General features: G+C 71.5%; 25 protein-coding genes. 20 read left to right on the forward strand and 5 right to left on the reverse strand.

What is annotated here, in order from left to right; genetic code table 11:
• Position 1 precedes the first annotated feature (1 nt).
• Positions 2–487, reverse strand: a complete 486-nt coding sequence (locus tag OVA28_RS12510) for a flagellar protein FlgN (protein WP_268097187.1) — start codon at positions 485–487, stop codon at positions 2–4.
• Between the two features lie 395 nt (positions 488–882).
• Here OVA28_RS12510 and OVA28_RS12515 point away from each other — a divergent pair, with 395 nt between their 5' ends.
• From OVA28_RS12515 to OVA28_RS12595, 17 genes are all read left to right on the forward strand, one after another.
• Positions 883–1,701, forward strand: coding sequence for a sigma-70 family RNA polymerase sigma factor (locus tag OVA28_RS12515; protein ID WP_194661028.1), 819 nt, complete (start codon positions 883–885; stop codon positions 1,699–1,701).
• Positions 1,702–1,831: 130 nt separating this feature from the next.
• Positions 1,832–2,692, forward strand: coding sequence for a flagellin N-terminal helical domain-containing protein (locus OVA28_RS12520; RefSeq protein WP_194661027.1), 861 nt, complete (start codon positions 1,832–1,834; stop codon positions 2,690–2,692).
• A 124-nt stretch (positions 2,693–2,816) separates the two neighbouring features.
• Positions 2,817–4,220, forward strand: coding sequence for a flagellar filament capping protein FliD (fliD, locus tag OVA28_RS12525; protein ID WP_268097188.1), 1,404 nt, complete (start codon positions 2,817–2,819; stop codon positions 4,218–4,220).
• 13 nt (positions 4,221–4,233) lie between these two features.
• Positions 4,234–4,668: a flagellar export chaperone FliS gene (gene fliS / locus OVA28_RS12530; protein WP_268097189.1), complete on the forward strand. Its 435-nt coding sequence runs from the start codon at positions 4,234–4,236 to the stop codon at positions 4,666–4,668.
• Positions 4,658–4,954, forward strand: a complete 297-nt coding sequence (locus OVA28_RS12535) for a hypothetical protein (protein WP_268097190.1) — start codon at positions 4,658–4,660, stop codon at positions 4,952–4,954. The genes fliS and OVA28_RS12535 overlap by 11 nt, the downstream gene beginning before the upstream one ends.
• Positions 4,955–5,114: 160 nt before the next feature.
• The gene (locus OVA28_RS12540; protein ID WP_194661025.1) at positions 5,115–5,459 is read left to right on the forward strand and encodes a flagellar basal body protein; all 345 of its coding nucleotides are present in this window, start codon (positions 5,115–5,117) and stop codon (positions 5,457–5,459) included.
• Positions 5,456–5,851 carry a flagellar basal body rod protein FlgC gene (locus tag OVA28_RS12545; RefSeq protein WP_194625857.1) on the forward strand — a complete coding sequence of 132 codons (396 nt, stop codon included), beginning with the start codon at positions 5,456–5,458 and terminating at the stop codon, positions 5,849–5,851. Before OVA28_RS12540 ends, OVA28_RS12545 begins: the two co-directional genes overlap by 4 nt.
• Entirely contained in the window at positions 5,851–6,192 is a 342-nt protein-coding gene (gene fliE / locus OVA28_RS12550) for a flagellar hook-basal body complex protein FliE (RefSeq protein WP_111073323.1), read from the forward strand. Before OVA28_RS12545 ends, fliE begins: the two co-directional genes overlap by 1 nt.
• The gene (fliF, locus tag OVA28_RS12555; RefSeq protein WP_194661024.1) at positions 6,192–7,871 is read left to right on the forward strand and encodes a flagellar basal-body MS-ring/collar protein FliF; all 1,680 of its coding nucleotides are present in this window, start codon (positions 6,192–6,194) and stop codon (positions 7,869–7,871) included. The genes fliE and fliF overlap by 1 nt, the downstream gene beginning before the upstream one ends.
• On the forward strand, positions 7,868–8,902 hold the full coding sequence (gene fliG / locus OVA28_RS12560; RefSeq protein WP_194661023.1) for a flagellar motor switch protein FliG: 1,035 nt from the start codon (positions 7,868–7,870) through the stop codon (positions 8,900–8,902). Before fliF ends, fliG begins: the two co-directional genes overlap by 4 nt.
• Positions 8,895–9,527 carry a hypothetical protein gene (locus tag OVA28_RS12565; RefSeq protein ID WP_268097191.1) on the forward strand — a complete coding sequence of 211 codons (633 nt, stop codon included), beginning with the start codon at positions 8,895–8,897 and terminating at the stop codon, positions 9,525–9,527. Before fliG ends, OVA28_RS12565 begins: the two co-directional genes overlap by 8 nt.
• Positions 9,524–10,855: a FliI/YscN family ATPase gene (locus tag OVA28_RS12570; RefSeq protein WP_194661021.1), complete on the forward strand. Its 1,332-nt coding sequence runs from the start codon at positions 9,524–9,526 to the stop codon at positions 10,853–10,855. Before OVA28_RS12565 ends, OVA28_RS12570 begins: the two co-directional genes overlap by 4 nt.
• Positions 10,852–11,283 carry a flagellar FliJ family protein gene (locus tag OVA28_RS12575; protein WP_268097192.1) on the forward strand — a complete coding sequence of 144 codons (432 nt, stop codon included), beginning with the start codon at positions 10,852–10,854 and terminating at the stop codon, positions 11,281–11,283. The genes OVA28_RS12570 and OVA28_RS12575 overlap by 4 nt, the downstream gene beginning before the upstream one ends.
• Positions 11,280–12,023: a C40 family peptidase gene (locus OVA28_RS12580; RefSeq protein WP_268097193.1), complete on the forward strand. Its 744-nt coding sequence runs from the start codon at positions 11,280–11,282 to the stop codon at positions 12,021–12,023. The genes OVA28_RS12575 and OVA28_RS12580 overlap by 4 nt, the downstream gene beginning before the upstream one ends.
• The gene (locus OVA28_RS12585) at positions 12,020–13,639 is read left to right on the forward strand and encodes a flagellar hook-length control protein FliK (protein WP_268097194.1); all 1,620 of its coding nucleotides are present in this window, start codon (positions 12,020–12,022) and stop codon (positions 13,637–13,639) included. Before OVA28_RS12580 ends, OVA28_RS12585 begins: the two co-directional genes overlap by 4 nt.
• Positions 13,640–13,664: 25 nt before the next feature.
• Positions 13,665–14,099, forward strand: coding sequence for a flagellar hook assembly protein FlgD (locus OVA28_RS12590; RefSeq protein WP_194661017.1), 435 nt, complete (start codon positions 13,665–13,667; stop codon positions 14,097–14,099).
• A 52-nt stretch (positions 14,100–14,151) separates the two neighbouring features.
• On the forward strand, positions 14,152–15,327 hold the full coding sequence (locus OVA28_RS12595) for a flagellar hook protein FlgE (RefSeq protein ID WP_194661016.1): 1,176 nt from the start codon (positions 14,152–14,154) through the stop codon (positions 15,325–15,327).
• 114 nt (positions 15,328–15,441) lie between these two features.
• Here OVA28_RS12595 and OVA28_RS12600 read toward each other — a convergent pair whose 3' ends face one another.
• From OVA28_RS12600 to OVA28_RS12610, 3 genes are read right to left on the reverse strand one after another with little or no spacing between them, the layout of a single operon-like run.
• Positions 15,442–16,041 (reverse strand): nucleotidyltransferase domain-containing protein, encoded by a 600-nt coding sequence (locus OVA28_RS12600; RefSeq protein ID WP_268097195.1) that lies wholly within the window; start codon positions 16,039–16,041, stop codon positions 15,442–15,444.
• Between the two features lie 31 nt (positions 16,042–16,072).
• Positions 16,073–16,558 (reverse strand): GNAT family N-acetyltransferase, encoded by a 486-nt coding sequence (locus OVA28_RS12605; protein WP_268097196.1) that lies wholly within the window; start codon positions 16,556–16,558, stop codon positions 16,073–16,075.
• Positions 16,555–17,085 (reverse strand): GNAT family N-acetyltransferase, encoded by a 531-nt coding sequence (locus OVA28_RS12610; protein WP_268097197.1) that lies wholly within the window; start codon positions 17,083–17,085, stop codon positions 16,555–16,557. Before OVA28_RS12610 ends, OVA28_RS12605 begins: the two co-directional genes overlap by 4 nt.
• 94 nt (positions 17,086–17,179) lie before the next feature.
• Between OVA28_RS12610 and OVA28_RS12615 the strand changes: the two genes are divergently transcribed.
• Together OVA28_RS12615 and OVA28_RS12620 are read left to right on the forward strand one after the other, a co-directional pair.
• Positions 17,180–18,088, forward strand: a complete 909-nt coding sequence (locus OVA28_RS12615; protein WP_268097198.1) for a S66 peptidase family protein — start codon at positions 17,180–17,182, stop codon at positions 18,086–18,088.
• A gap of 312 nt (positions 18,089–18,400) precedes the next feature.
• Positions 18,401–19,294, forward strand: coding sequence for an NAD-dependent epimerase/dehydratase family protein (locus tag OVA28_RS12620; protein WP_268097199.1), 894 nt, complete (start codon positions 18,401–18,403; stop codon positions 19,292–19,294).
• Between the two features lie 47 nt (positions 19,295–19,341).
• On the opposite strand, the gene OVA28_RS12625 is transcribed toward OVA28_RS12620, so the two are convergent.
• Complete coding sequence (locus OVA28_RS12625; protein ID WP_268097200.1) at positions 19,342–20,547, reverse strand: MFS transporter; 1,206 nt, start codon at positions 20,545–20,547, stop codon at positions 19,342–19,344.
• A gap of 118 nt (positions 20,548–20,665) precedes the next feature.
• Here OVA28_RS12625 and OVA28_RS12630 point away from each other — a divergent pair, with 118 nt between their 5' ends.
• On the forward strand, positions 20,666–21,565 hold the full coding sequence (locus OVA28_RS12630; RefSeq protein ID WP_268097201.1) for a helix-turn-helix transcriptional regulator: 900 nt from the start codon (positions 20,666–20,668) through the stop codon (positions 21,563–21,565).
• The last annotated feature ends 93 nt before the right edge of the window (positions 21,566–21,658 follow it).

Consider the following 21,658-nt stretch of genomic DNA (forward strand, 5'->3'; position numbering starts at 1 on the left):
GCTACAGGCTCCCGTCGAAGAGGCGTGCTTCGCTGCCCTGTCGACCCGAGACACCGGAGGCGTCGTAGGTCGCGGTGTCGCCGACGGACCCGGCGAGGGTCTCCTCGGTCGACTGTGCGGCGGTGCGGAGGAAGCGGTCGTTCTCGTCGCGGAGGGCGCCGATCTGCGTCGTCAGTTCGAGCATCGCCTGCAGGTGCGACGCGAGGATCTCGCCCCACGGTCCGGCCGGGGCAGCGGCGACGACCTCGCGCAGGGGAGCGTCGGGGTCGACGCCCCACTCCTCGGCGACGGCGGCGCTCTGGGCGCTGCGCTCGAGGCCGGTGGTGCGGAGGCGTGCGAGCACCTGCTCGACCTCACGGCTGGCGTGCGAGACCCAGCGGGAGCGGCCGGCGGCGAGCAGCAGCTGCTCCTCCTCGAGCTTGAAGGTGAGCATCTCGAGCAGCTCTCGTTCGCGCCAGAGCACGGCAGACAGGTCGTTCACGCTCATCAGCTCCTCCCGTTGTCGGTCGTCCAGTCGGACACGGTGGACTATCGGCCAGTCCGGGAAGCGCGTAAGCACGACGCCCGACGCGGCCCGCCGCCACCCTCAGAACAGGGGACAGGAACGACCGTTCTCCTGCCCGTGTCCCCCCGAATGCGGACCCCTCGACACCCCTCGTCCCCCCGCATTGGGGCCGTTCACAGGGGTGTCCAAGCGATTGCCAGCCGATACCTTCAGAAGCGCACCACCGGGGGACACCCGGACGGCGTCGGGAACGGCGCAGGTGCACCGCTCGGAGGGAACCGAGCGGGACCTCGGCGTACCGACCGGCCACCACGCGGCCGGTGTTCGTCGTGCCCACGGACGGGGTCAGTCAGCACGAGTCGACCAGGGGAAGACCAATGGACCGCACCGAACGCAACGCGATGATCGTCGAACACCTGCCGCTGGTGGGCTACATCGTCGCGGACGTCCGCGCCCGTGCCACCCACCTCGACCGCGACGACCTCGCCGCCGTCGGTTCGCTCGCGCTCGTCGCGGCCGCCGACGCGTTCGACCCCACCCTCGGCGTCCCGTTCGGCGCCTACGCCCGGACGCGCATCACCGGTGCGCTCGCGGACGACATGCGCTCCGCCGACTGGGCGAGCCGCGGGACCCGCAAGCGCATCCGCGAGGTCCTCGCCACGCAGGAAGCCCTGTCCGCTCGTCTCGGCCGCAGCGTCTCCGTGCAGGAGATCGCCGACGCGATGGGTGTGGACCGTCAGACCGCCGTGGACGCGATGAGCGACGCCGGCCGCACGACGAGCCCGATCGACGAGACCGTGCACGACACCGTCGCCGCCGACCTGCCACTTCCCGGCGACGAGCTCGTCGACACCGAGCGTGACCGCTACCTCCGCGCCGCCGTCGAGGCCCTGCCGGAGCGCATGCGCTTCGTCGTCGAGGCCGTCTACTTCGGCGACCGCTCGGTGACCGACGTCGCCGCCGAGCTCGGCATCACCCACTCGGCGGTCTCGCAGCAGCGCTCCGAGGCGATGCGCCTGCTCCGCGACGGCCTCGCCACGCACTACGGCGACGGCCAGCCGGCCCCCGAACCCGCGTCGCGCACCACCGCCGCGCGCCGCAGCGCCTACCTGGCCCGCGTGGCCGCGAACGCCACGGCCGGCGTCGCCCGAGCCGTCCAGCACGCGACCGCGACCCACCAGGTGGCCGCGAGCTGAGACCAGGAGGACGCTCGGCGCGGAAAAAACGCTCCGGTTCTCCTAACGCCTCCGGCCGCCCGGCCGACAGGCAACGATGCCAGCCCACGGACGGGCCGGCGAAGACCCACACTTCACGGAGGAAATCACCATGGGTATGTCCATCAACACCAACCTCTCGGCACTCAACACGTACCGGAACCTGAACTCGACGCAGAACGACCTGTCGAAGTCCCTCGAGAAGCTCTCGACGGGTCTCCGCATCAACCGTGCTGCCGACGACGCGGCCGGTCTGTCGATCTCCGAGGGGCTGAAGTCCCAGGTCGGTGGCCTCACGGTCGCCGCCCGCAACGCGCAGGACGGCATCTCCGTCGTGCAGACCGCTGAAGGTGGCCTCACCGAGACCCACTCCATCCTCCAGCGCATGCGTGACCTCGCCGTGCAGGCCGGCAACGACTCCAACAACGCCGACTCGCGCACCGCCATCACGACCGAGGTCGGCGAGCTCCAGAAGGAGCTCACCCGCATCTCGGCCTCGACCAACTTCAACGGCATCAACCTGCTCGACGGGTCCGCCGGTGCGGGCAAGGACGGCAAGCTGACGTTCCAGGTCGGGGCGAACGGCGACGACGCCAGCAAGATCGACGTCGACCTCTCCGGCGCGAACGTGAAGACGGTGGCCGACGCGCTCACCACGGGGACCGGCGGCAAGCTCGCGTTCGACACGAACGCGAACTCGCAGCTGGCGATCACCGCGATCGACGCGCAGATCAAGTCGGTCTCGACCGCTCGCAGCAACATCGGTGCCGTCCAGAACCGCTTCGACCACGCCATCAACGTGACGAACGTGGCCAAGGAGAACCTGACCGCTGCGAAGTCCCGCATCACCGACGTCGACATGGCGGAGGAGATGGTCAAGTACACGCGCGACAACATCCTCAGCCAGGCCGGCACGTCGATGCTCGCGCAGGCGAACCAGAGCACGCAGGGCGTCCTGTCGCTGCTCCGCTAGCCACCACGCGCAACGCGTGACCCGCGCCGCCCTCCGGGACAGTTCAGGCCTCCCGGGGGGCGGCGCACCCCTGCGTGCCGTCGTCGGCGCGCGCCCCGATCTGCCCCGTTGAACAGGAGCACCCATGTCAACGTCCTCCGTGTCGAGCGGCAGCTTCGCCATCGACGGACTCGTCTCCGGCCTGGACACCACGAGCCTCATCAACTCGCTGATGTCCATCGAGACGGTCCCGCAGACGCTCCTCAAGAACAAGGTCACCGCGACCACCGCGTTCGTCTCGTCCCTGCAGACCATCAACTCCCTGGTGCAGACCCTCGCGACGAAGGCAACCGACGCCGCCAAGCCCGCGTCCCTCGACGTCTTCTCCGCCACCAGTTCGGCCCCCGGGGTCACGGTCGCCACGAGCGCCACCGCCGCGCCCGGGTCCATCAGCTTCTCGGTCGGGTCGACCGCGTCCGCCCAGGTCGGCGTCACCGCGGCGATGTCGACGTGGTCCGCCGACGCACAGCCGCTGACCATCACGAAGGCCGACGGCACGACCACGACCGTCACGCCGAAGTCCGGCTCGCTCGACGACGTCGCCGCCGCGATCACCAAGTCCGGTGCCGGGGTGACCGCCACCAAGGTGCAGGCAGGGACTGCGGCCGACGGCACCCGACTCTGGCGGCTCCAGCTCAGCTCGACCGCCTCCGGTTCAGCAGGCGCCTTCACGATCCACCGCGGAACGGCCGACGAGGTCGCCGCGGGCACGGCGACGAACGTGCTCACGGAGGCCGGTGCCGCGGTCGTCAAGCAGGCGAGCGACGCCTCGGTCACGCTGTGGGCCGGCACGGCTGCCGCGCAGACCGTCACGAGCGCGTCGAACACCTTCCGCGACCTCGTGCCCGGCGTGGACGTCACCGTCTCCCAGGCCACCACCGACCCCGTCACCGTCTCGGTCGCGCAGGACACGACCAAGGCCCAGGCGGTCGCGTCCGGCCTGGTCGACGCGATCAACGCGGTCGCGTCCTACTACGCCTCGAACACCAAGGTCACCAGCACGACGAGCCCGTCCACCGGCGCGACGACGACCACCGCGGGTGTGCTCCTCGGCGACGCCAGCAGCCGGGACGCCGTGCAGCGGCTGACGAGCACGATGTCGGCCCCGGTGAACGGCAAGTCCCCGTCGTCGATCGGCATCTCGATCACCCGCTCGGGTGACTTCACCTTTGACGCGGACGTCTTCCAGAAGGCCCTCGCCGCGGACCCGCAGGGCACCCAGGCGATCCTGTCCGGGATGGCCACCGCTGTCGGTGCCGCTGCGACGTCGGCGTCGGACAAGTACACCGGCTCCATCACCACCGCGATCACCGGCCAGCAGGCCGTGGTCAAGGACCTCAACGACCAGATCGACCGCTGGACCGACCGCCTCGCGGCGCGGAAGTCGACGCTGCAGACGCAGTACGCGGCGCTCGAGACCAGCCTCAGCAAGCTCCAGTCGCAGTCGAGCTTCATCGCCAGCCACCTCGCCTCGACCTCGTCGAGCTGAGCAGGAGACCCCCATGTACACGAACCAGACGCAGCGCCGCAGAGCCCAGTACACGAACGAGTCGGTGCTCTCCGCGACGCCCGCGCAGCTCGTCACGATGCTCTACGACCGCCTGCTGCTCGACCTGCACCGCGCCGAGGCCGCCCAGGTCGGGTCCGACTGGGACGCCGCCCGCGACCAGCTCCTGCACGCCCAGGCCATCGTCGGGGAGCTGTCCTCGACCCTGCGCATCGACGCGTGGGACGGCGGCGAGGGCCTGCTCGCGATCTACAACTACGCCTCGACCTCGCTCATCACCGCGAACGTGCACCGCGACGTGCAGGCCACGCGCGACTGCGTCCGCATCCTCGAGCCCCTGCGTCAGGCCTGGCACGACGCGGCCGCCGCGATGCCGACCGCCCCGACCGTCGTCGGCGCGCACGCGGGCGGAGCACTCGGTGTCGCCTGACGAGACCGTCAACGCCGACCGCGTCACCGCCTGGGAGGCCGTCCTCACGTCCCTGGAACAGGCGACGGTCGACGACGACCCGGCCCCGTGGCGCGAGCCGACCGGGCTGGGTCCGATGCCGCGCGGACTGGCGGGTCGAGCCTCCCGGCTGCTCGCCGCGCAGCGGGACCGGATGGCGACCCTCGACCGGGACCGCCGGCAGGCGCTTGAGCACCTCGGTGCGCTCCGCCAGGTCGACGCGACCCGTGCGCCGCAGCGCTCGGTGTACCTCGACGCCTCGGCCTGAGCCACACCCGGCCCCCGTTCGGGGCGAGCGCTAACGACCCTCACGACGGGTTCCGATAGCGCCACACGAGCACGGATCGCTCGACAACCGGCCAGGGATCGGCCACCACCGCACGGCGACGTCACCACCGGTGACGGCGCCGCGTCCGAGGGGGACCCCTGTGTTCGATTCCGTCACGTCGGCAGCGCTGCAGAGCGCGCTCGACGGCCTGTCGATGCGCCAGCGCGTGATCGCGAACAACATCGCGAACATCAACACCACGAACTACCACGCCGAGAAGGTGCAGTTCGAGGACGCGCTCGCGAAGTCCATCGTCGACGGCAAGGGCTCGACGACGCCGACCATCGCGCGGAGCCTCGAGCCGACGAACACGAACGGCAACAACGTCAACCTGGACGAGGAGACGCTGTCGAACATCGACACCGTGCTCCGGTACCAGTTCGCCACGCAGGCGATGAACTCCGAGCTCACCAGCGTCCGTGCGGCGATGCGGACGAACTCGTGACCACGTTCGACGCGATCGGGATCGCGAGCACCGGCCTCACCGTGCACCGCAAGTGGCTCGACGCGATCTCCGACAACATCGCGAACGTCAACACGGTCAAGTCCATGGACGACACCGCCTTCCAGGCCCGCTACGTCGAGGTGCAGGAGGGCAACGGCGTGTCCGGCGCCTACGTCAAGGGCGCCGCGTTCGGCAGCGCCGCCGGCCGTGTCACGTACGACCCGGACAACCCGCTCGCGAACGCCGAGGGGTACGTCCGCATGCCGGACATCGACCTCGGTACGCAGATGGCGGACCTCATCATGGCCCAGCGCGGCTACCAGGCGAACGCCGCCGTGGTCGACCGTGCCAAGACCGCCTACGAGGCGGCACTGCAGATCGGGAAGAACTGATGCCCATCGACGGCGTGAACGGCGTCACCACGAACGCCATGACGAACGCGCTCACCTCGGTCTCCGGGACGAGCAGCGACATCGGCACCTCGGCCACCTCCGGCACCGAGGGCACCGGGGGCAGCGGCTTCGCCGCGTCCCTCGGCAACGCGGTCGACGGCCTGCAGCAGCTGCAGAGCGACTCCAAGACGCTCGCGCTCAAGGCGGTCACCGGCAACCTCGACGACATCCACGACGCCACCATTGCGTCCACCCGCGCACAGGTCACGCTCGAGCTCGTCGCCGCGGTCCGCAACAAGGGCGTCGACGCCTTCAACGAGATCATGAGGATGCAGGCCTGATGCCCGCTGCACTGCAGAACCTGTTCGGTCGCCTCGGCGGCTACGTCAAGGGCTTCACCGCCGCCCAGCGCACCATCGCGATCATCGGTGTCGCCGCGCTCGTGCTCGGTGGCTTCGCGCTGGCATCGTGGCTCGGCAAGCCGTCCTACGCGCCGCTGTTCACCGGCCTGGCCGCGGCGGACGCGAGCTCGGTCACCGACCAGCTCACCACCGACGGCGTCCCGTTCCAGCTCACCGACGGCGGCGCGACGATCCTCGTCCCGCAGTCGAAGGTGTACACGGAGCGGCTCAAGGCCGCGTCGAACGGGCTGCCGTCGTCGAACGAGGGCGGCTACTCGCTGCTCGACACGATGGGCGTGACCAGCTCGGAGTTCCAGCAGGACGTCACGTACAAGCGCGCGATCGAGGGCGAGCTCGCCAAGACGATCTCCGCGATGGACGGCGTGCAGACCGCCACCGTGCAGCTCGCGATCCCGAAGAAGTCGGTGTTCGTGTCCGAGGAGAAGGACCCGACGGCGTCGGTGTTCATCGCCACGAAGAACGGCACCGAGCTCTCCACCGACCAGGTCCAGGCGATCGTGCACCTGACCAGCGCCGCCGTCGAGGGCATGCAGACCACGGACGTCTCCGTCGTCGACCAGAAGGGCCAGACCCTCTCCGCGGTCGGCACCGGCGCGACCGGCTCCGGCAGCGACCAGGCCGCCGACTACGACGCCGCGACGAGCAAGAAGATCCAGGACCTGCTCGACACCACGCTCGGCGTCGGGAACGCCAGCGTGGTCGTCTCCGCGACGATGAACCAGAACACGGGCACCCGCACGTCGGAGTCGTACACGACGCCGACGACCGGCCCGGTCGCGCTGAACGAGTCGTCCACCACCGAGCAGTACGGCGCCGGCACCGGCGCCGGTGGCAAGGGCGCGACGGGCGTCCTCGGCCCGGACAACATCGCGGTGCCGAACGGCACGGCCGCCAGCGGGTCCTCGACCGGTGACGACGGCTACAAGAACGAGTCGGCGACGAAGAACAACGCCGTCGACCACACCACCGAGACGACGCAGATCCCGGCCGGTGCCGTGGACCGCCAGACGGTCTCGGTCGCCCTGAACAGCAAGGCCCCGTCGGTGCAGAGCGCGAACCTGCAGAGCATCAACGACCTGGTGTCCGCCGCCGCCGGCACCGACACCGCCCGCGGTGACCAGGTGAAGGTCGCGATGATGGACTTCGACACCAGCGCCGCCGACGACGCCGCCAAGGCGCTCAAGGCCCAGCAGGAGTCGGACCAGCAGGAGGCCCTCTGGTCCGCGATCCGCACCGCCGGCATCGTGGTCGGCATCGCCCTCGCCCTCATCACGCTGATGATCGTGTTGGTCCGCCGCGGCCGCCGACAGGAGCGCGAGACCGTCGACGTCGGCGAGCTCGACGCCTTCGGCACCGCGTTCGAACTGCCGATGGCCGTCGACGCCGCCGACGCCCGAGCCGGGCTGCTGGCCGGGAGCGACCCGGCCACGGTCGCGCTGCCGACGCTGCCGCACGACGACGCCCCGACCGAGATCCTCACCACCGACGAGGTCACGGCCGAGCGCCGCCGCCAGGACATCTCCGCCCTGGCCGAGCGTGACCCGAAGCGCACCGCCGACCTGCTCCGCGGGCTGCTCGACGACCGGAGCCCGGTGTGAACGGCCCCGCCGTCAAGGCCGGCGACCGCTCCCTGAGCGGCGCGCAGAAGGTCGCGCTGATCCTCATGCAGATGGAGACCGACCGCGCCGCCGAGGTGATGAAGCAGTTCTCCGAGCTCGAGGCCGAGGAGATCTCCGCCGAGATCGTCCGGATGCGCCGCGTCGAGGACACCGTCGTCGACCAGACCCTCAGCGAGTTCCACCGGATGACCCAGAGCGGTCGTCGCCAGCGCCGCGGTGGCAAGGACGCCGCGATGGGCCTGCTCGAGGCCTCGTTCGGCTCCGAGCGCGCCGCCGGCGTGATGGACCGGCTCGCGTCGAACCTGGCCGGCCAGTCGTTCGACTTCCTCGACGACGCCGAACCCGGGCAGGTCGTGTCCCTGCTCGAGGGCGAGCTGCCGCAGACGATCGCGCTCGTGCTCGCCCACCTCAAGCCCGCGCAGGCCAGCGCCGTGCTCGCCGGGGTCGACGACCGCGCCCGCACCGACGTCGCGCAGGCGTTCGCCACCATGGGCTCCGCCACCCCCGAGTCCGTCGGGATCGTCGCCGGCGTGCTCCGCCAGCGTGCCGGGGCCGTCGTGTCGCCGCGCGAGAGCGTCGAGGTCGTCGGGGGCATCCAGCCGCTCGTCGACATCATCAACCGCTCCGACGTCGCCACCGAGAAGGCCGTGCTCGACGGCCTCGAGGCCCGCGACCCCGAGCTCGCCGAGGACATCCGCTCCCGCATGCTCACGTTCGAGGACATCGTCAAGCTCGAGTCCCGCGACATCCAGCAGGTCCTGCGCGGCATCGACTCGAAGATCCTCGCGACCGCCATGAAGGGCGCGGCGGGCCCGGTCACCGAGACCATCCGCGCGAACGTGTCCGAGCGCAACCGCCAGCTGCTCGACGACGAACTGCAGTCGATGGGCCCGGTCCGCGTCTCGCAGGTCGAGGAAGCGCGTGCCGAGGTCGTCCGCTCCGTGCGCGAGCTCGAGGCGCAGGGCGTCATCACGGTGCACCGCGCCGAGGAGGACGAGCTCGTTGACTGACACCTTCGAACGCCTGGCGTTCCCCGTCGTCGCCGACGCCGGGTTCGCGAACCGGGTCGCCAGCGCCGAGGTCCGTGGCCACGCCGCCGGGTACGCCGCCGGGCTCCGTGTCGCGCACGCAGAGACCGAGGCGCTCCGTGCCCGGCTCGACGCCGAGCACGCCGCCCGGTCCGCCGCCCTGGAGGCCGAGACGGCCCGTCGGGTCGCGGCGCTGGTCGCCGCCACCGACGCGCTCCTCGCGCGCACCGTGCCGGTCCTGGAGTCCGCCGAGCAGTCGGTCGTCGACGCGGCCATGGAGCTCGCCGACGCCGCCGTCGGGTACGCGATCCGCGCCTCCCGTCCGGTGGGTGGCACAGCCGACGGCCTGGAGGCTCGTCCCGACTCCGGCGCGGAGGCCACCGTCCGCCGCGCCCTCGCCCTGGTCGACCACACCGTCGCGATCGCCGTCCGGCTCAGCCCGGCCGACGCTGCCGCGGTCGCCGCCCTCGACCTGCCGGTCGCCGTGCGCGCCGACGTCATGCTCGACGACGGCGACGCCGTCGTCGACCTGCCCGACGGCGTGCTCGACGCCCGCATCGGTGTCGCGCTCGACCGCGCGAAGGACGCACTGGGGGTGTCCGCGTGACCGCGACGCTCCTCCGTCCCCGCGCCCTCGACGCGGCCGTCGCCCTCGCCGCACCGCAGCGGGTCGGCGTCGTCACGAGCGCGGTCGGCCTCGGCCTGACGGTCGCCGGCCTCGACGCCCGCATCGGCGAGGTCGTGCTCGTCGGCCACGAGGACGGACCGCAGACCGCCGTCGAGGTCGTCGCCACCGACGTCACCGGGGTCCGCTGCATGCCGCTCGGGCGCCTGACCGGGATCACCGCCGGCACCCCGGCACGGCCCACGGGTCGTCCGGTGCTGGTACCGACCGGCCGCGGGCTCTTCGGCCGGGTGCTCGACGGGCTGGGTCGTCCGATCGACGACCGCGGTCCGCTGGACGCCGACGACTGGGTCGAGCTCGACCACGCCACCCCGAACGCCATGGCCCGCACCCGCATCGACACCCCGATGCAGCTCGGCGTCCGGGTGCTCGACACCCTGACGACCGTCGGCCGCGGGCAGCGCATGGGCCTGTTCGCCGGGTCCGGCGTCGGCAAGTCCTCGCTGCTGTCGATGATCGCGCGGGGGAGCGACGCCGCCGTCAACGTGATCGCCCTGGTCGGGGAGCGTGGCCGCGAGGTGCGCGAGTTCCTCGAGGACGACCTCGGCGCCGAGGGCCTGGCGCGCTCGATCGTCGTCGTGTCCACCTCGGACGAGCCGGCGCTGATGCGCCTGCGTGCCGCGTTCGTCGCGACCCGGATCGCGGAGTCGTTCCGTGACGCCGGGCAGGACGTCGTGCTGATGATGGACTCGCTCACCCGCGTCGCGATGGCGCAGCGGGAGATCGGCCTGTCCGTGGGGGAGCCGCCGGCCACGCGGGGCTACCCGCCGTCGACGTTCTCGGTCCTCGCCGGGCTGCTCGAGCGCGCCGGCACCGACCGCGTCGGGAGCATCACGGGCCTGTACACGGTGCTCGTGGACGGCGACGACCACAACGAGCCGATCGCCGACTCCGCGCGCAGCATCCTCGACGGGCACGTCGTGCTCGACCGCAAGCTCGCCGTGACCGGGCACTTCCCGTCCGTCGACGCCCTCGGGTCGATCTCCCGCGTGGCGTCGAAGGTCACGTCCCCCGAGGAGCGGTCCGCGGCGACGGCGCTCCGGAAGGTGATGGCCGCACGGAAGGCGGCGCAGGACCTGCTCGACGTCGGCGCGTACCAGCGCGGGTCGAACCCGCTCGTCGACGCCGCCGTGGACCACCAGGACGCGATCGACGCGTTCCTGCGCCAGGGGATGGACGAGCGTGTCACGTCCGCCGACTCCTGGCAGCGCCTCGGCGGCCTGGTCCGGCAGCTCGGGGGCGTCCGGTGAACCGCCGCTTCCCGTTGGCCGGGCTCCTGCGCCTCCGGCACGCCGAACAGGACCGTGCCGCAGCGTCCCTTGCGGCCGCGAACGACCGCGTCCGCGAGGCCGCCGACGCCCGCATCGCCGCCCGTCGCACGCTCGAGGACACCGGCGTCGCGATGCCGATCCAGGACGCCGCGACCCTGAGCGCCGTGGCCGCTGCCCGGGCCGCGACCCGCGGGATGCTCCAGGAGCTCGACGCCGTGGTGCAGAACCGCCGCGTCGACGCCGACCGGGCGCAGGACGACTACAACACCGCACGCCGGTCGGCACTCGGGCTGGAGAAGCTCGAGGAGCAGCACGGCACCCGCGTGGCGGCCGAGGAACTCCGCACGGAACAGACCGTGCTCGACGAGATCGCGGCACGTGGCCGCGTGGAAGGTGGTGCTCGATGAGCCTCGACGCCGTGCTGAGCCGGATCTCCGAGATCCGCTCCCAGATCGACACCCTGCAGAACGGGGGCGCCACCCGGACGTCGGCGGCCCCCGGGTCGACGGCGGACTCGTCGACCGCGTTCGCCTCGGCCCTCGCCGGCGCGAACGGCTCGACGGGCACCGGGACGACGACCGGGGCGGCGGCTGCTGCCGCGGTGGCTCCCGCTGCCCCGGCGACCTCCGTGGACGCCGGCGCCGGGACCGTCGCGACGGGCAGCGGTGCCACCGGGGACGACGTCGTCGCCGACGCGAAGAAGTACCTCGGTGTGCCGTACGTGTTCGGCGGCACCACGACCGCCGGCATGGACTGCTCCGGACTCGTGCAGACCGTCTTCAAGGACCTCGGCGTGACGATGCCCCGGGTCGTCCCGGACCAGGCGAAGATGGGCACCGAGGTCGGGTCGCTCGCGAACGCGCAGCCAGGAGACCTCATCATCCCCAAGGGCAAGGGCCACGTCGTCATCTACGTCGGCGACGGCAAGGTGCTGCACGCACCGCACCCCGGCAAGGACGTCCGCATCGTCGACAACTGGTACAAGGACAGCGACATCGCGACCATCCGTCGCATCGTGCCGTCCGCGCAGGACGCCGCCGCGACGAAGGCAGCCCAGGCCGTCTCCGCCACGCCGACAGCCGGTGGCACCGACCTGCAGACCGCCGCGCTGATGTCGCTGCTGCAGACCGGGAAGGCCGCCGCATGAGCATGACCATCGCACCGAGCGCGCCGGCGACCCCCGCCCGGAGCGGATCGAGCACCCCTGCCGCAGCCGGCACGAGCACCGGCTTCGACGCCGCCATGCGCGCCGTCGGCAGCGACCACGGCGCACGCCGCGACCGCCCCCGGACCGACGCCGGGCACGACGAGCGCCGTGACGCCGCTGCCGCCGCCGACGCCGCTGCGACGGCTGACGCCGCGACCGCGCCGGCCACGGAGCCGAGTCTCGCCCAGGCGGACGGTCCTCGTGACGCGGGGGCCGAGTCCGGTCCGGGAGCGCGAGACTCGGCCGCGGATGCTGCGGCCGGCGCGGCGGGCGCGGCCGCAACGGCCCCGAGACTCGCGCTGAGCGAGATGGCTCGGGTCGCCGGGGTCGACTTCGGCCGCGCGGCACGGGCCTCGTCCGCCGCGGTGACCGGCGCAGCGGGCAGCACGACGGCCGATGCGGCTGGTGCGACGGCCTCGGCCGCAGGCACCCCCGCGCCGGTGTCCTCGGCCGTGCTCGTGGCCGCCGCGACCCTCGCGGCACCGACGACGAGCACGACGACGACCGGCGCGACGACGACCGACGCGCCGACGACCGGCACCGTGACGACGAGCACGACGACCGCGGGCACGACCACCGCGGGCACGACGACGGCTGGCCCGACCGCGACGAGCACGAGCACGACGAGCCCGACGGCGACGAGCACGACGACGGCGGACCCGGCGACGAGCACGACGGCGGCGAGCACGACGCCGACGAGCGCCTCGGCTGCGAGCACCACGACGACCGGTGCGACCTCCGCGGCGGGGCCGACCGACCCGTCGGGCGCGGCAGCACCGTCGCCGACCGGCACGACGGGCGCCGCAGCCGCGCCGACCGCCCCGGCCCCGGACGCCGCCACACCGACTGCTGCTGCCGCGCCGCTCGTACAGGCTGCCCCGACGCCGCCCGCCATGCCCGCCACCCCGGTCACCGCCACCACGCCAGCCGCCGCCGCCGTCGCGATCGTCGCGACCACGACGACCGAGCCCGGTCACCGTGCCGAGGTGGGCCAGCGCGCGCAGGCCGACCAGGGCCTCCCGGCTGGACCGACCGGCCGCGCGCCGGAGGTGGCCTTCGCCCTCCCGACGACCGCACCCGCCGCGCCGGAGACGGCCACGGCACCGGCCGCGACGACCGCCCCCGCGCCCGCACCGCTCGCTCAGCAGCTCGCCCGACCGCTGTTCACGCTCGCGCAGGCCGGCACCGGTGAGCACGTCGTCACCGTCCACCTGGTCCCCGACTCGCTCGGCCCGGTCACGGTCCGGGCAGCCGTCGGCGTGCACGGGATGCACGTCGAGCTGTTCGCCGCCTCGGACGCCGGGCGCGACGCGGTCCGCCAGGTCCTGCCGGACCTGCGCCGCGACGCCGCCGGCAGCGGGGTCGCGACGACCCTCGACCTGTCGTCGCAGAACCACCCGGACCGACCGGCCGGCGACTCCGCCGGTCGCGACGGACGTCCGGCAGCCGGTGGGACCGGAGCCGACGACGACCGGGAGGCTCGCCCCACCACCGCACGCACCCTGCGTCCCACACCCACCACCGTCCGCACCGCGGGACTCGACGTCCTCGCCTGAGGCCTGACGACAAGGAACAGACACCATGCCGATCGACGGGATCACCGGGAGTGTGGACCAGGCCGCGCAGGCCGCCGCACTCGCTGCGAACAGCGGCTCGAAGACGTCCCAGACGATGGACTCCGAGGTGTTCATGAAGCTGCTCGTCACGCAGCTGCGGAACCAGGACCCGTCGTCGCCGATGGACACCAACCAGATGATCAGCCAGCAGACGCAGCTCGCGATGATGGAACAGGTCACCAACCAGACCACCACGGGGAACGAGAACTTCTCGTTGCAGATGCGGATCGCCGCGGCGAACCTCGTGGGCAAGCAGGTCAGCTACACGGACGCCGTGTCAGGGGCCTCGATCACCGGGACCGCATCAGCGGTCTCGTACGCCAAGAGCGTCCCGACCGTGACCGTGAACGGGAAGGAGGTCGATCTCGACGTGATCTCCGGTATCAAGACCGCCTCCTGATCCACCTCCCCCTGCTCTCCACTCTTCTTCCTCGCCCTGAAAGGGACACACCATGCTCCGCTCGCTCTACTCCGGGATCTCCGGCCTCCGCTCGCACCAGGAGATGCTCGACGTCACGGGCAACAACATCGCCAACGTGAACACCGTCGGCTTCAAGGCATCGTCGACCGTCTTCCAGGACACCCTGTCGCAGATGACCCAGGGCGCCGGGGGACCGCAGACCGGGATCGGCGGCACGAACCCCGCCCAGATCGGCCTCGGCGTGCAGGTCGCCGGCGTCTCCACCAACTTCGCGCAGGGCTCGGCGCAGGCCACCGGCAAGGCGACCGACCTGATGATCTCCGGCGACGGGTTCTTCGTCACCCGCCTCGGCAACGACACCGTCTACAGCCGCGCCGGCGCGTTCGACTTCGACGCGAACGGCCGTCTGGTCAGCTCGGACGGCAAGATCGTCCAGGGCTACCCGGCCACCAACGGGGTCGTCAACGACGGCGGCGCGCTCACCGACATCACCCTGCCGATCGACGCGGCGGCCCCCGCCACGGCCACCAGCTCGGCGACGGTCACGGGCAACCTGCCGTCCGACACCGCCGTCGGCCAGACGCTGAACCGCGACGCCACCGTGTACGACCAGTACGGCACCAAGCACACGATGTCCCTCGCGTACCAGCGCACCACCACGGGCTGGACCGTCACGGCCAGCAACGGCCAGGGCACCTCGAAGACCGCCGACATGACCTTCAAGGCCGACGGCACCATCGCCTCCGGCGGCACCATCGCGGTCGGCGGCATCACCGTCGACATGACGCAGCTCTCCGGCTTCGCGACGCTCAACACCGCGTCGATCTCGTCGCAGAACGGCCACGAGGCCGGGTCGCTGCAGGGCTACTCGATCTCGAAGGACGGCACCGTCGTCGGCAGCTTCTCCAACGGCTCGTCGCTCGCCATCGGCCGCATCGCCCTCGCGACCTTCGCGAACCCCGCCGGCCTCGAGAAGACCGGTGCGTCCGGCTACCGCACCACCGCCAACTCGGGCCAGGCGAACGTCGGCACCCCGGGCTCCGCGGGCATCGGATCGCTGGCGTCGGGCACGCTCGAGATGTCGAACGTGGACCTGTCGCAGGAGTTCACGAACCTGATCGTCGCGCAGCGCGGCTTCCAGGCGAACGCCCGCATCATCACCACCTCCGACGAGGTGCTGCAGGAGCTGACGAACCTCAAGCGGTAGTCGTCGGGTCATGACCGCGACGACATGACGGACGGGAGGCCCGGTGCCAGCTGGCACCGAGCCTCCCGTCCGTCGTGGGTTCCGGATCAGGGCGGCCGGCTGGCTGCCACGCCCTCACCGGAACACGTCCGCCCATGCTGATGCGGGGTGCGCCCGCGCGATCGCTTCGTGGAGCCACTGACGCGCCTCGTCGTCCAGCAACGGCGTCACCGCTGCTCGGTCCGACTCGTCCTTCGCGGACGGGTCCGCCGACTTCCAGAGCAGTTGCACCTCGGGCGCCACGACCCGCAACCCCTCGACGTCGAGGACGGCCACGGACCACGTGCGTCGGACCGTGGGGTGGCGGCGGTAGAGCCAGGTGTCGCTGTTGCCGGTCTCTCGGTTGACCTGCAGGCACCAGAGCCCGGATCGCTCGTCACGACACCAGATGTTGTCCAGCGGCTCGGTGTCGACGGCGTCGTCGATCGGTGCGAGGTGCCCGGAATGCGCGGCGAAGAGCTGCATCCACCGGGGGAGTGTCGCGGCGAAGGCGGGGAAGTCCGCATCGACGATGCTGACGTCGATGTCGCCGTGCGCACGTGACGTGTACCCGAGGACGACGTCGATGCCGAACCCGCCCGAGAGCCACGCGGGGCTCCCGGCGATGACCTCTCGCACGTGCGCCACGGACAGCGGCGCCCATCGGTCCACGGACGGGTCGTGGCGTCGGCGCATGCCGTCACGATACGACCTGCCCGGTGATCGCCTACGCGGCAGCGAGTGCGCGACGGTCGAACACGTGGGTCTGGTTGCGCTGGATCTCGGTGAGCCCGTTCTTCTCCAGGACACGTTGGGAGGCGACGTTCCCCAGGTCCGTGTCAGCCAGTGCGATCCGCGCACCGCACTCGGCGGCGTGCTGGAGCCCCAGGTGCACGGCGTCGCTCGCGAGTCCCGCTCCTCGGGCTGCGGGGACCAGGCCGTACCCGAACTCGACGGTCCCGGTGGCGTCCGGCGGACCGAAGAACCCGAAGCCGCCGACGGCGAGGCCATCTGAGCGACGCCGCACGAGGTACATGGTGAAGTCCTGTTCCGCTGCGGTCTCAGCAGCGAGAGACCGGAGGGGGTCCAGTTCGTCGACGAACGGGTAGTCGGGATGCCAGGCGTCGTCGGGACGCTCGTCACGCGCGATGATGCGGTGCGCCAGCGCTGGTGAGATCGGCTCGAGCGCGACGCGGTCACCGAGGAGTGTCATGCTCCCCAGGGTCCCAGGCCCAGCTCGCGTTCGTACAGGCTGGAAGCGAGCTTCCGCCCGCCATCGAGCGAGGTCACCGTCACGTCACGGACGTGCCGGAACCCCTGCTGTTCGTAGAAGCGCCGCAGGTCGGGGTTGTCCGTCGCACAGTCGAGCCGCACGGAGGCCGCTCCGCGCTCGGCAGCCCTCGCCCCCACCCACGCCAGCAGTCGTTGCCCGAGGCGGCCGCCACGGTGCGTCTGTGCCACGGCCAGCCGATGCACGTACACAGCGGGACTGCTGTCCACGCCCCACGTCTCGGAGTCCGAGTCGGACAGGGTGACCATCGCCACGATCATCCCGTCCTGACGGACGACGAAGAGGTCTCCCCGCTCTGCGTCGCGGCGCAGAACGGCGTCCGGCACCGCGTCCTGCCACTGGTCGATCCCGCGCGAGCGCAGCCACTGCCTCGCGCCGTCGATCAGGCCCTGAGCAGCGGGGACGTCGGCGACACCGGCACAGTCGACCACCAGCACTTCTCGGTTCACGGGACGACCGTAGCGGGAGTCCTGCCTGACACGAGAAGACCCCGGTGACCCATGGTCGATCGACACCCCGTTCCGGTCGGTAGGGTCCCGGAGCATGGAAGCAACGAGGCTGGAACCGCGCACCTTGGTCAACGGCGACATGGTCGCGATCGTCTCGCCTGCGTCGTGGCCGGAGGAGTCCGTGCCGGCCTGGATTGCTCGGCAGGTCGAGTCATGGGGTCTCCATGCGGTCATCGCGCCACACACGCTCGACCGTCGAGGCTACCTCGCGGGCAGCGACGCGGACCGCGCAGCCGACCTGAACCAAGCCATCCGGGATCCGGAGATCCGCGCCGTCATCGCCTCCGTCGGCGGGTGCGGCAGCTTCCGCCTCGTACCAGACGTCGACGTTGATGCGCTCCGCGCCGACCCGAAGATGCTCGTCGGGTACAGCGACATCACGGCTCTGCACCAGGTGTGGAACGCTGCCGGCGTCCCGACGCTGCACGGTGCGATCGCCGGCGCCCATGGTGACCACGTCCGGCGACTGCTCATGGAGGACGCGGACACGGTCGTCGAAGCCGATCGCGGCGCGCTGTCGGCTGAGCTCACGACGAGTGGGAGCGTGGAGGGGCGGCTGTTCGGTGGGAACCTCGAGATGCTGGCACGGTCGGTCGGCGTGGTGGACTTCGACGTGGCGGGCGGGATCCTCCTCCTCGAGATCAACCGGGCGGCTGGACTGGGGATGGTCGATCGGGCGCTGACACAGCTCCGGTACTCTGGAGCGCTCGACGGTGTCGTGGGTGTCGCACTCGGCAGCATCGATCAGTTCGCCGGCTACGAGGACCGCGGCTGGACCATCGTCGACACCCTCCGCGACCACTTCGATGCGCTCGGCGTGCCGGTGCTCGGCGGGCTTCCCCTGGGGCACATCGAGGACCTGGTCACCGTGCCGCTCGGAACAGCGGCGGTGCTCGACGTCGATCACGGTCGCTTGACGGTGGACTCGCCGTCCGGAGACTGATCGGCGCGTGCGACGAACGCGACGATCCGGCGGCCGACGTTCTCCAGCTCATGCCTCGGGCGTGGTCTCGCCGAGGCGTGGGACCTCGACCTGCTCCGATGAACGCGCGGCTCGGACGATCTGCCAGATGGAGAAGGCGACCACGCTGACACACACGGACGTTCTCGACCAGTCGACGTCGCGGAACGCAACCAGGGCGTGATGAAGCCGAGTGGATCGCTGCGACGGGACTCGTGGCCAGGGGCGGGCGCAATCGAGAACCCTCTAGGGTCTGGATCAGGGACGCGCGGCGTCCCGGGGGGAGCACGACACATGCGAGTGGCGATCACGGGCGGGACCGGCTTCGTCGGACGCCATCTGGCAGAGCGGTACGCACCCGAGGACGTCGTGGTCGTGTCCCGTCGGACCGGGGTCGAGATCGACGACGTCGACGCGCTCACCAAGGCCTTCGCGGGTGTCGACACCGTGGCGCACTGCGCGGGCATCAACCGCGAGATCGGTGACCAGACGTTCGAGCGAGTGCACGTCCGGGGGACCGCCGCCGTGCTCGAGGCAGCGCGTCGAGCAGGTGCCCAGCGCGTCGTCCTCCTGAGCTTCCTGCGGGCCCGGCCCGGTACCGGATCCCCGTACCACGAGACGAAGTGGGCCGCGGAGGAGATGGTCCGTTCCTCCGGGCTCGACTACACCGTCCTCAAGGCCGGGATGATCTACGGCCACGGTGACCACCTCGTCGACCACCTCAGCCACACCGTGCAGACCGTGCCGGTGTTCGCGTCCGTCGGTCTCCGCGAGAAGACGATCAGTCCGATCCCGGTCGCCGAACTCGTGGACGTGCTGGTCGGCGCACTGGAAGGGCGACTGTCCCGCCGAACGGTCGCGGTCCGCGGTGGTGAGGCGCTGCTGCTCAGCGAGGCGGTCCGCCGCGTCGCCAGCGTGGTCGGTCGTCCGGTGCGGGTGTTCCCCGCGCCCGTCTGGGCACACCGGGTGCTCGCCCAGGTCACCGAGTGGACGATGCACGTGCCGCTCGTCGCCAAGGCGCAGGTGCGGATGCTCGCCGAGGGCGTCACGGAGGCGACACAGCCGGCCGGCGAGCTCCCGGACGACCTCGCGCCGAAGGGCCGGTTCGACGAGGAGCACATCCAGGCGGCACTCCCAACCCGAGGCGGTTTCACCGCGCGGGACCTCCGGCTGCCAGGACGGCGCTGACAGCGGACGACGCACTGTAACCGCGGGGCAGGGCGGGGCCGGCGCGGTCAGGACGCCGGGCGGAACGCGGTGCGGCGACCGACGACGGTGAGCGCGAGCGCTGCCAGGCCGAGCACCACCATGACCACCATGGGCGCGAGGCCTCCGCCGGCAGCCAGGACACCGGCGCCGAGGATGCCGGCGCCGAAGATCGCGATGTTGAACGCGACGGGGAGGAACGAGTTCGCGACGTCGGCGTCAGCACCGCCCGCGATCGTCAGAGCGGACTGCAGCTGCGCCGGGGCGCCGCCGAACGCGATGCCCCACAGAGCGACGGCGACGACGACGAGCAGCGTGGAGCCGTTGCCGACCAGGAGCAGCACGCCGGCGACCGTGAAGACGAGCACCGTGCCGTGCAGGAGCAGCTGCGGGAACCGGTCCAGCAGCGCGCCGGTGACGGCGATGCCGGCGATCGAGGCGAGACCGAAGACGACGAGGACGAGGTCCACACCCACACCTGGGCCCGCCGCCCGCAGGAACGGCGCGATGTACGTGTAGGCGGTGCTGTGTCCGAGCATCCACACGGCGATCACGGCGAGGACCATCCCGACACCCGGGATGCGGACGACCTGCCCGAGGGGCTTCCGCTGTTCCGCCGCCTGGCCGGGGACGTTCGGCACGAGCAGCACGACGAGCACGAACACCACGGCGGTGATGATGCTGAGTCCGCCGAACGACCAGCGCCAGTCGAACGTGGTCCCGAGCCAGGAGCCGAGCGGTGTGCCGAATGCGATCCCGACCGGCGCTCCCGTCGACACGATCGCCAGCGACCGGCCGGCCGATGCCGGTGGGCTGATCCGTCGTCCGTAGGTGGCGAGCATGCCCCACAGCACTCCGGAGAACGCACCGGCGAGGAACCGGGTGATCAGCGACAGCGTCACCGAGTCGGAGAACGCCGTGATCGTGTTCGCGACGAGCAGCCCCGCGACACCGGCGAGCAGGAGGGGTTTGCGATCGATCCCTCGGGTGAGGGTGATGGCAGGGATCGTCACGACCACCGTGCCGAGTGCGTACGCACTGACGAGCAGACCGACGGTTCCCTCTGAGGTGGACAGGCCGTCCGCGATCTGCGGGAGCAGACCTGCCGGCATCGTCTCCGCTCCGATCAGGACGAACCCCGTCGCCGCGAGGACGACCAGTGCGGGCAACGGGAAACGGGTGTCTGCCGGAGCCGGCCGTCGTGCGACGACCGGGACGGATCCGGTGGTGGTCATGCAGGTCCTTCCTCGTGGCTGGACTGCAACGATGCCCCGAGCGCGGACGGTGCGGAAGCGCTGGAGCGTGCCCTGACGAGGCACGCCAGACGAGGGTGTCCTGACGTAGCGTCGGGGCATGGACAGCAAGCAGGAGGCATCGGCGTTCCTCTCCTCCCGGCGCGCCCGCGTCACGCCCGACCTGGTGGGGCTCCCGAGCGGTCCGAACCGCCGGGTGCCCGGCCTGCGCCGGTCTGAGGTGGCGCTCCTTGCCGACATGAGCTCGGAGTACTACGCGCGCATCGAACGCGGCGACCTGGTCGGCGTCTCCGAACCGGTCCTCTCGTCGATCGCCCGGGCACTGCAGCTGGACGAGGCCGAGCGCGAGCACCTGTTCAACCTCGCTCGCGCTGCCGGGACCACCCCGCGACGGCCGGCCCGTCGACAGCGGACTGCCGCGGTGCGACCGGGACTGCAACGGACGCTCGACGCGATCGTCCACGCGCCGACGATCGTCCGGAACGGTCGGATGGACCTCGTCGCCGCGAACAGCCTCGGGTGGGCGCTCTACTCGGAGGTGCAGCCACGAGCCGGCGAGCTCCCGAACTTCGCGAGGTTCACGTTCCTCGACCGTGCTCGCGCCGAGCAGTTCTACCCGGACTGGGACGGCGCCGCCGACGTCGCCGTCGCGATCCTCCGCACGGAAGCCGGGCGCGACCCGCATGACCGAGACCTGCACGACCTCGTCGGGGAGCTCTCCACCGTCAGCGACGACTTCCGCTCCCGATGGGGCCGACACGACGTGCGCAACCACGCCGAGGGCGTCAAGACCTTCCACCACCCGGCCGTCGGCGATCTGAGTCTCACGTACGAGACGGCCGACCTCAGCATCGACCGGCGGCTGAACCTCTGCATCTACACCGCTGAGCCGGCCTCCGAGACGGAGCAAGCGCTGCGACTCCTGGAGTCGTGGGCAGCGACCCGTCGCACGTCCGACGCCGCTCCGGCAGCGAACGACGACGAGGTCGTTGCGCACTGATCAGGGGGTGGCGCCTTGAGCGCTGACCTGACTTGCCGGGGCACGGGACGGACTGGAGGCTCGGTGCCAGCTGGCACCGAGCCTCCAGTCCGT

The sequence above is a fragment of the Curtobacterium sp. SL109 genome (genome assembly GCF_026672405.1).
Taxonomy (GTDB): Bacteria; Actinomycetota; Actinomycetes; order Actinomycetales; family Microbacteriaceae; genus Curtobacterium.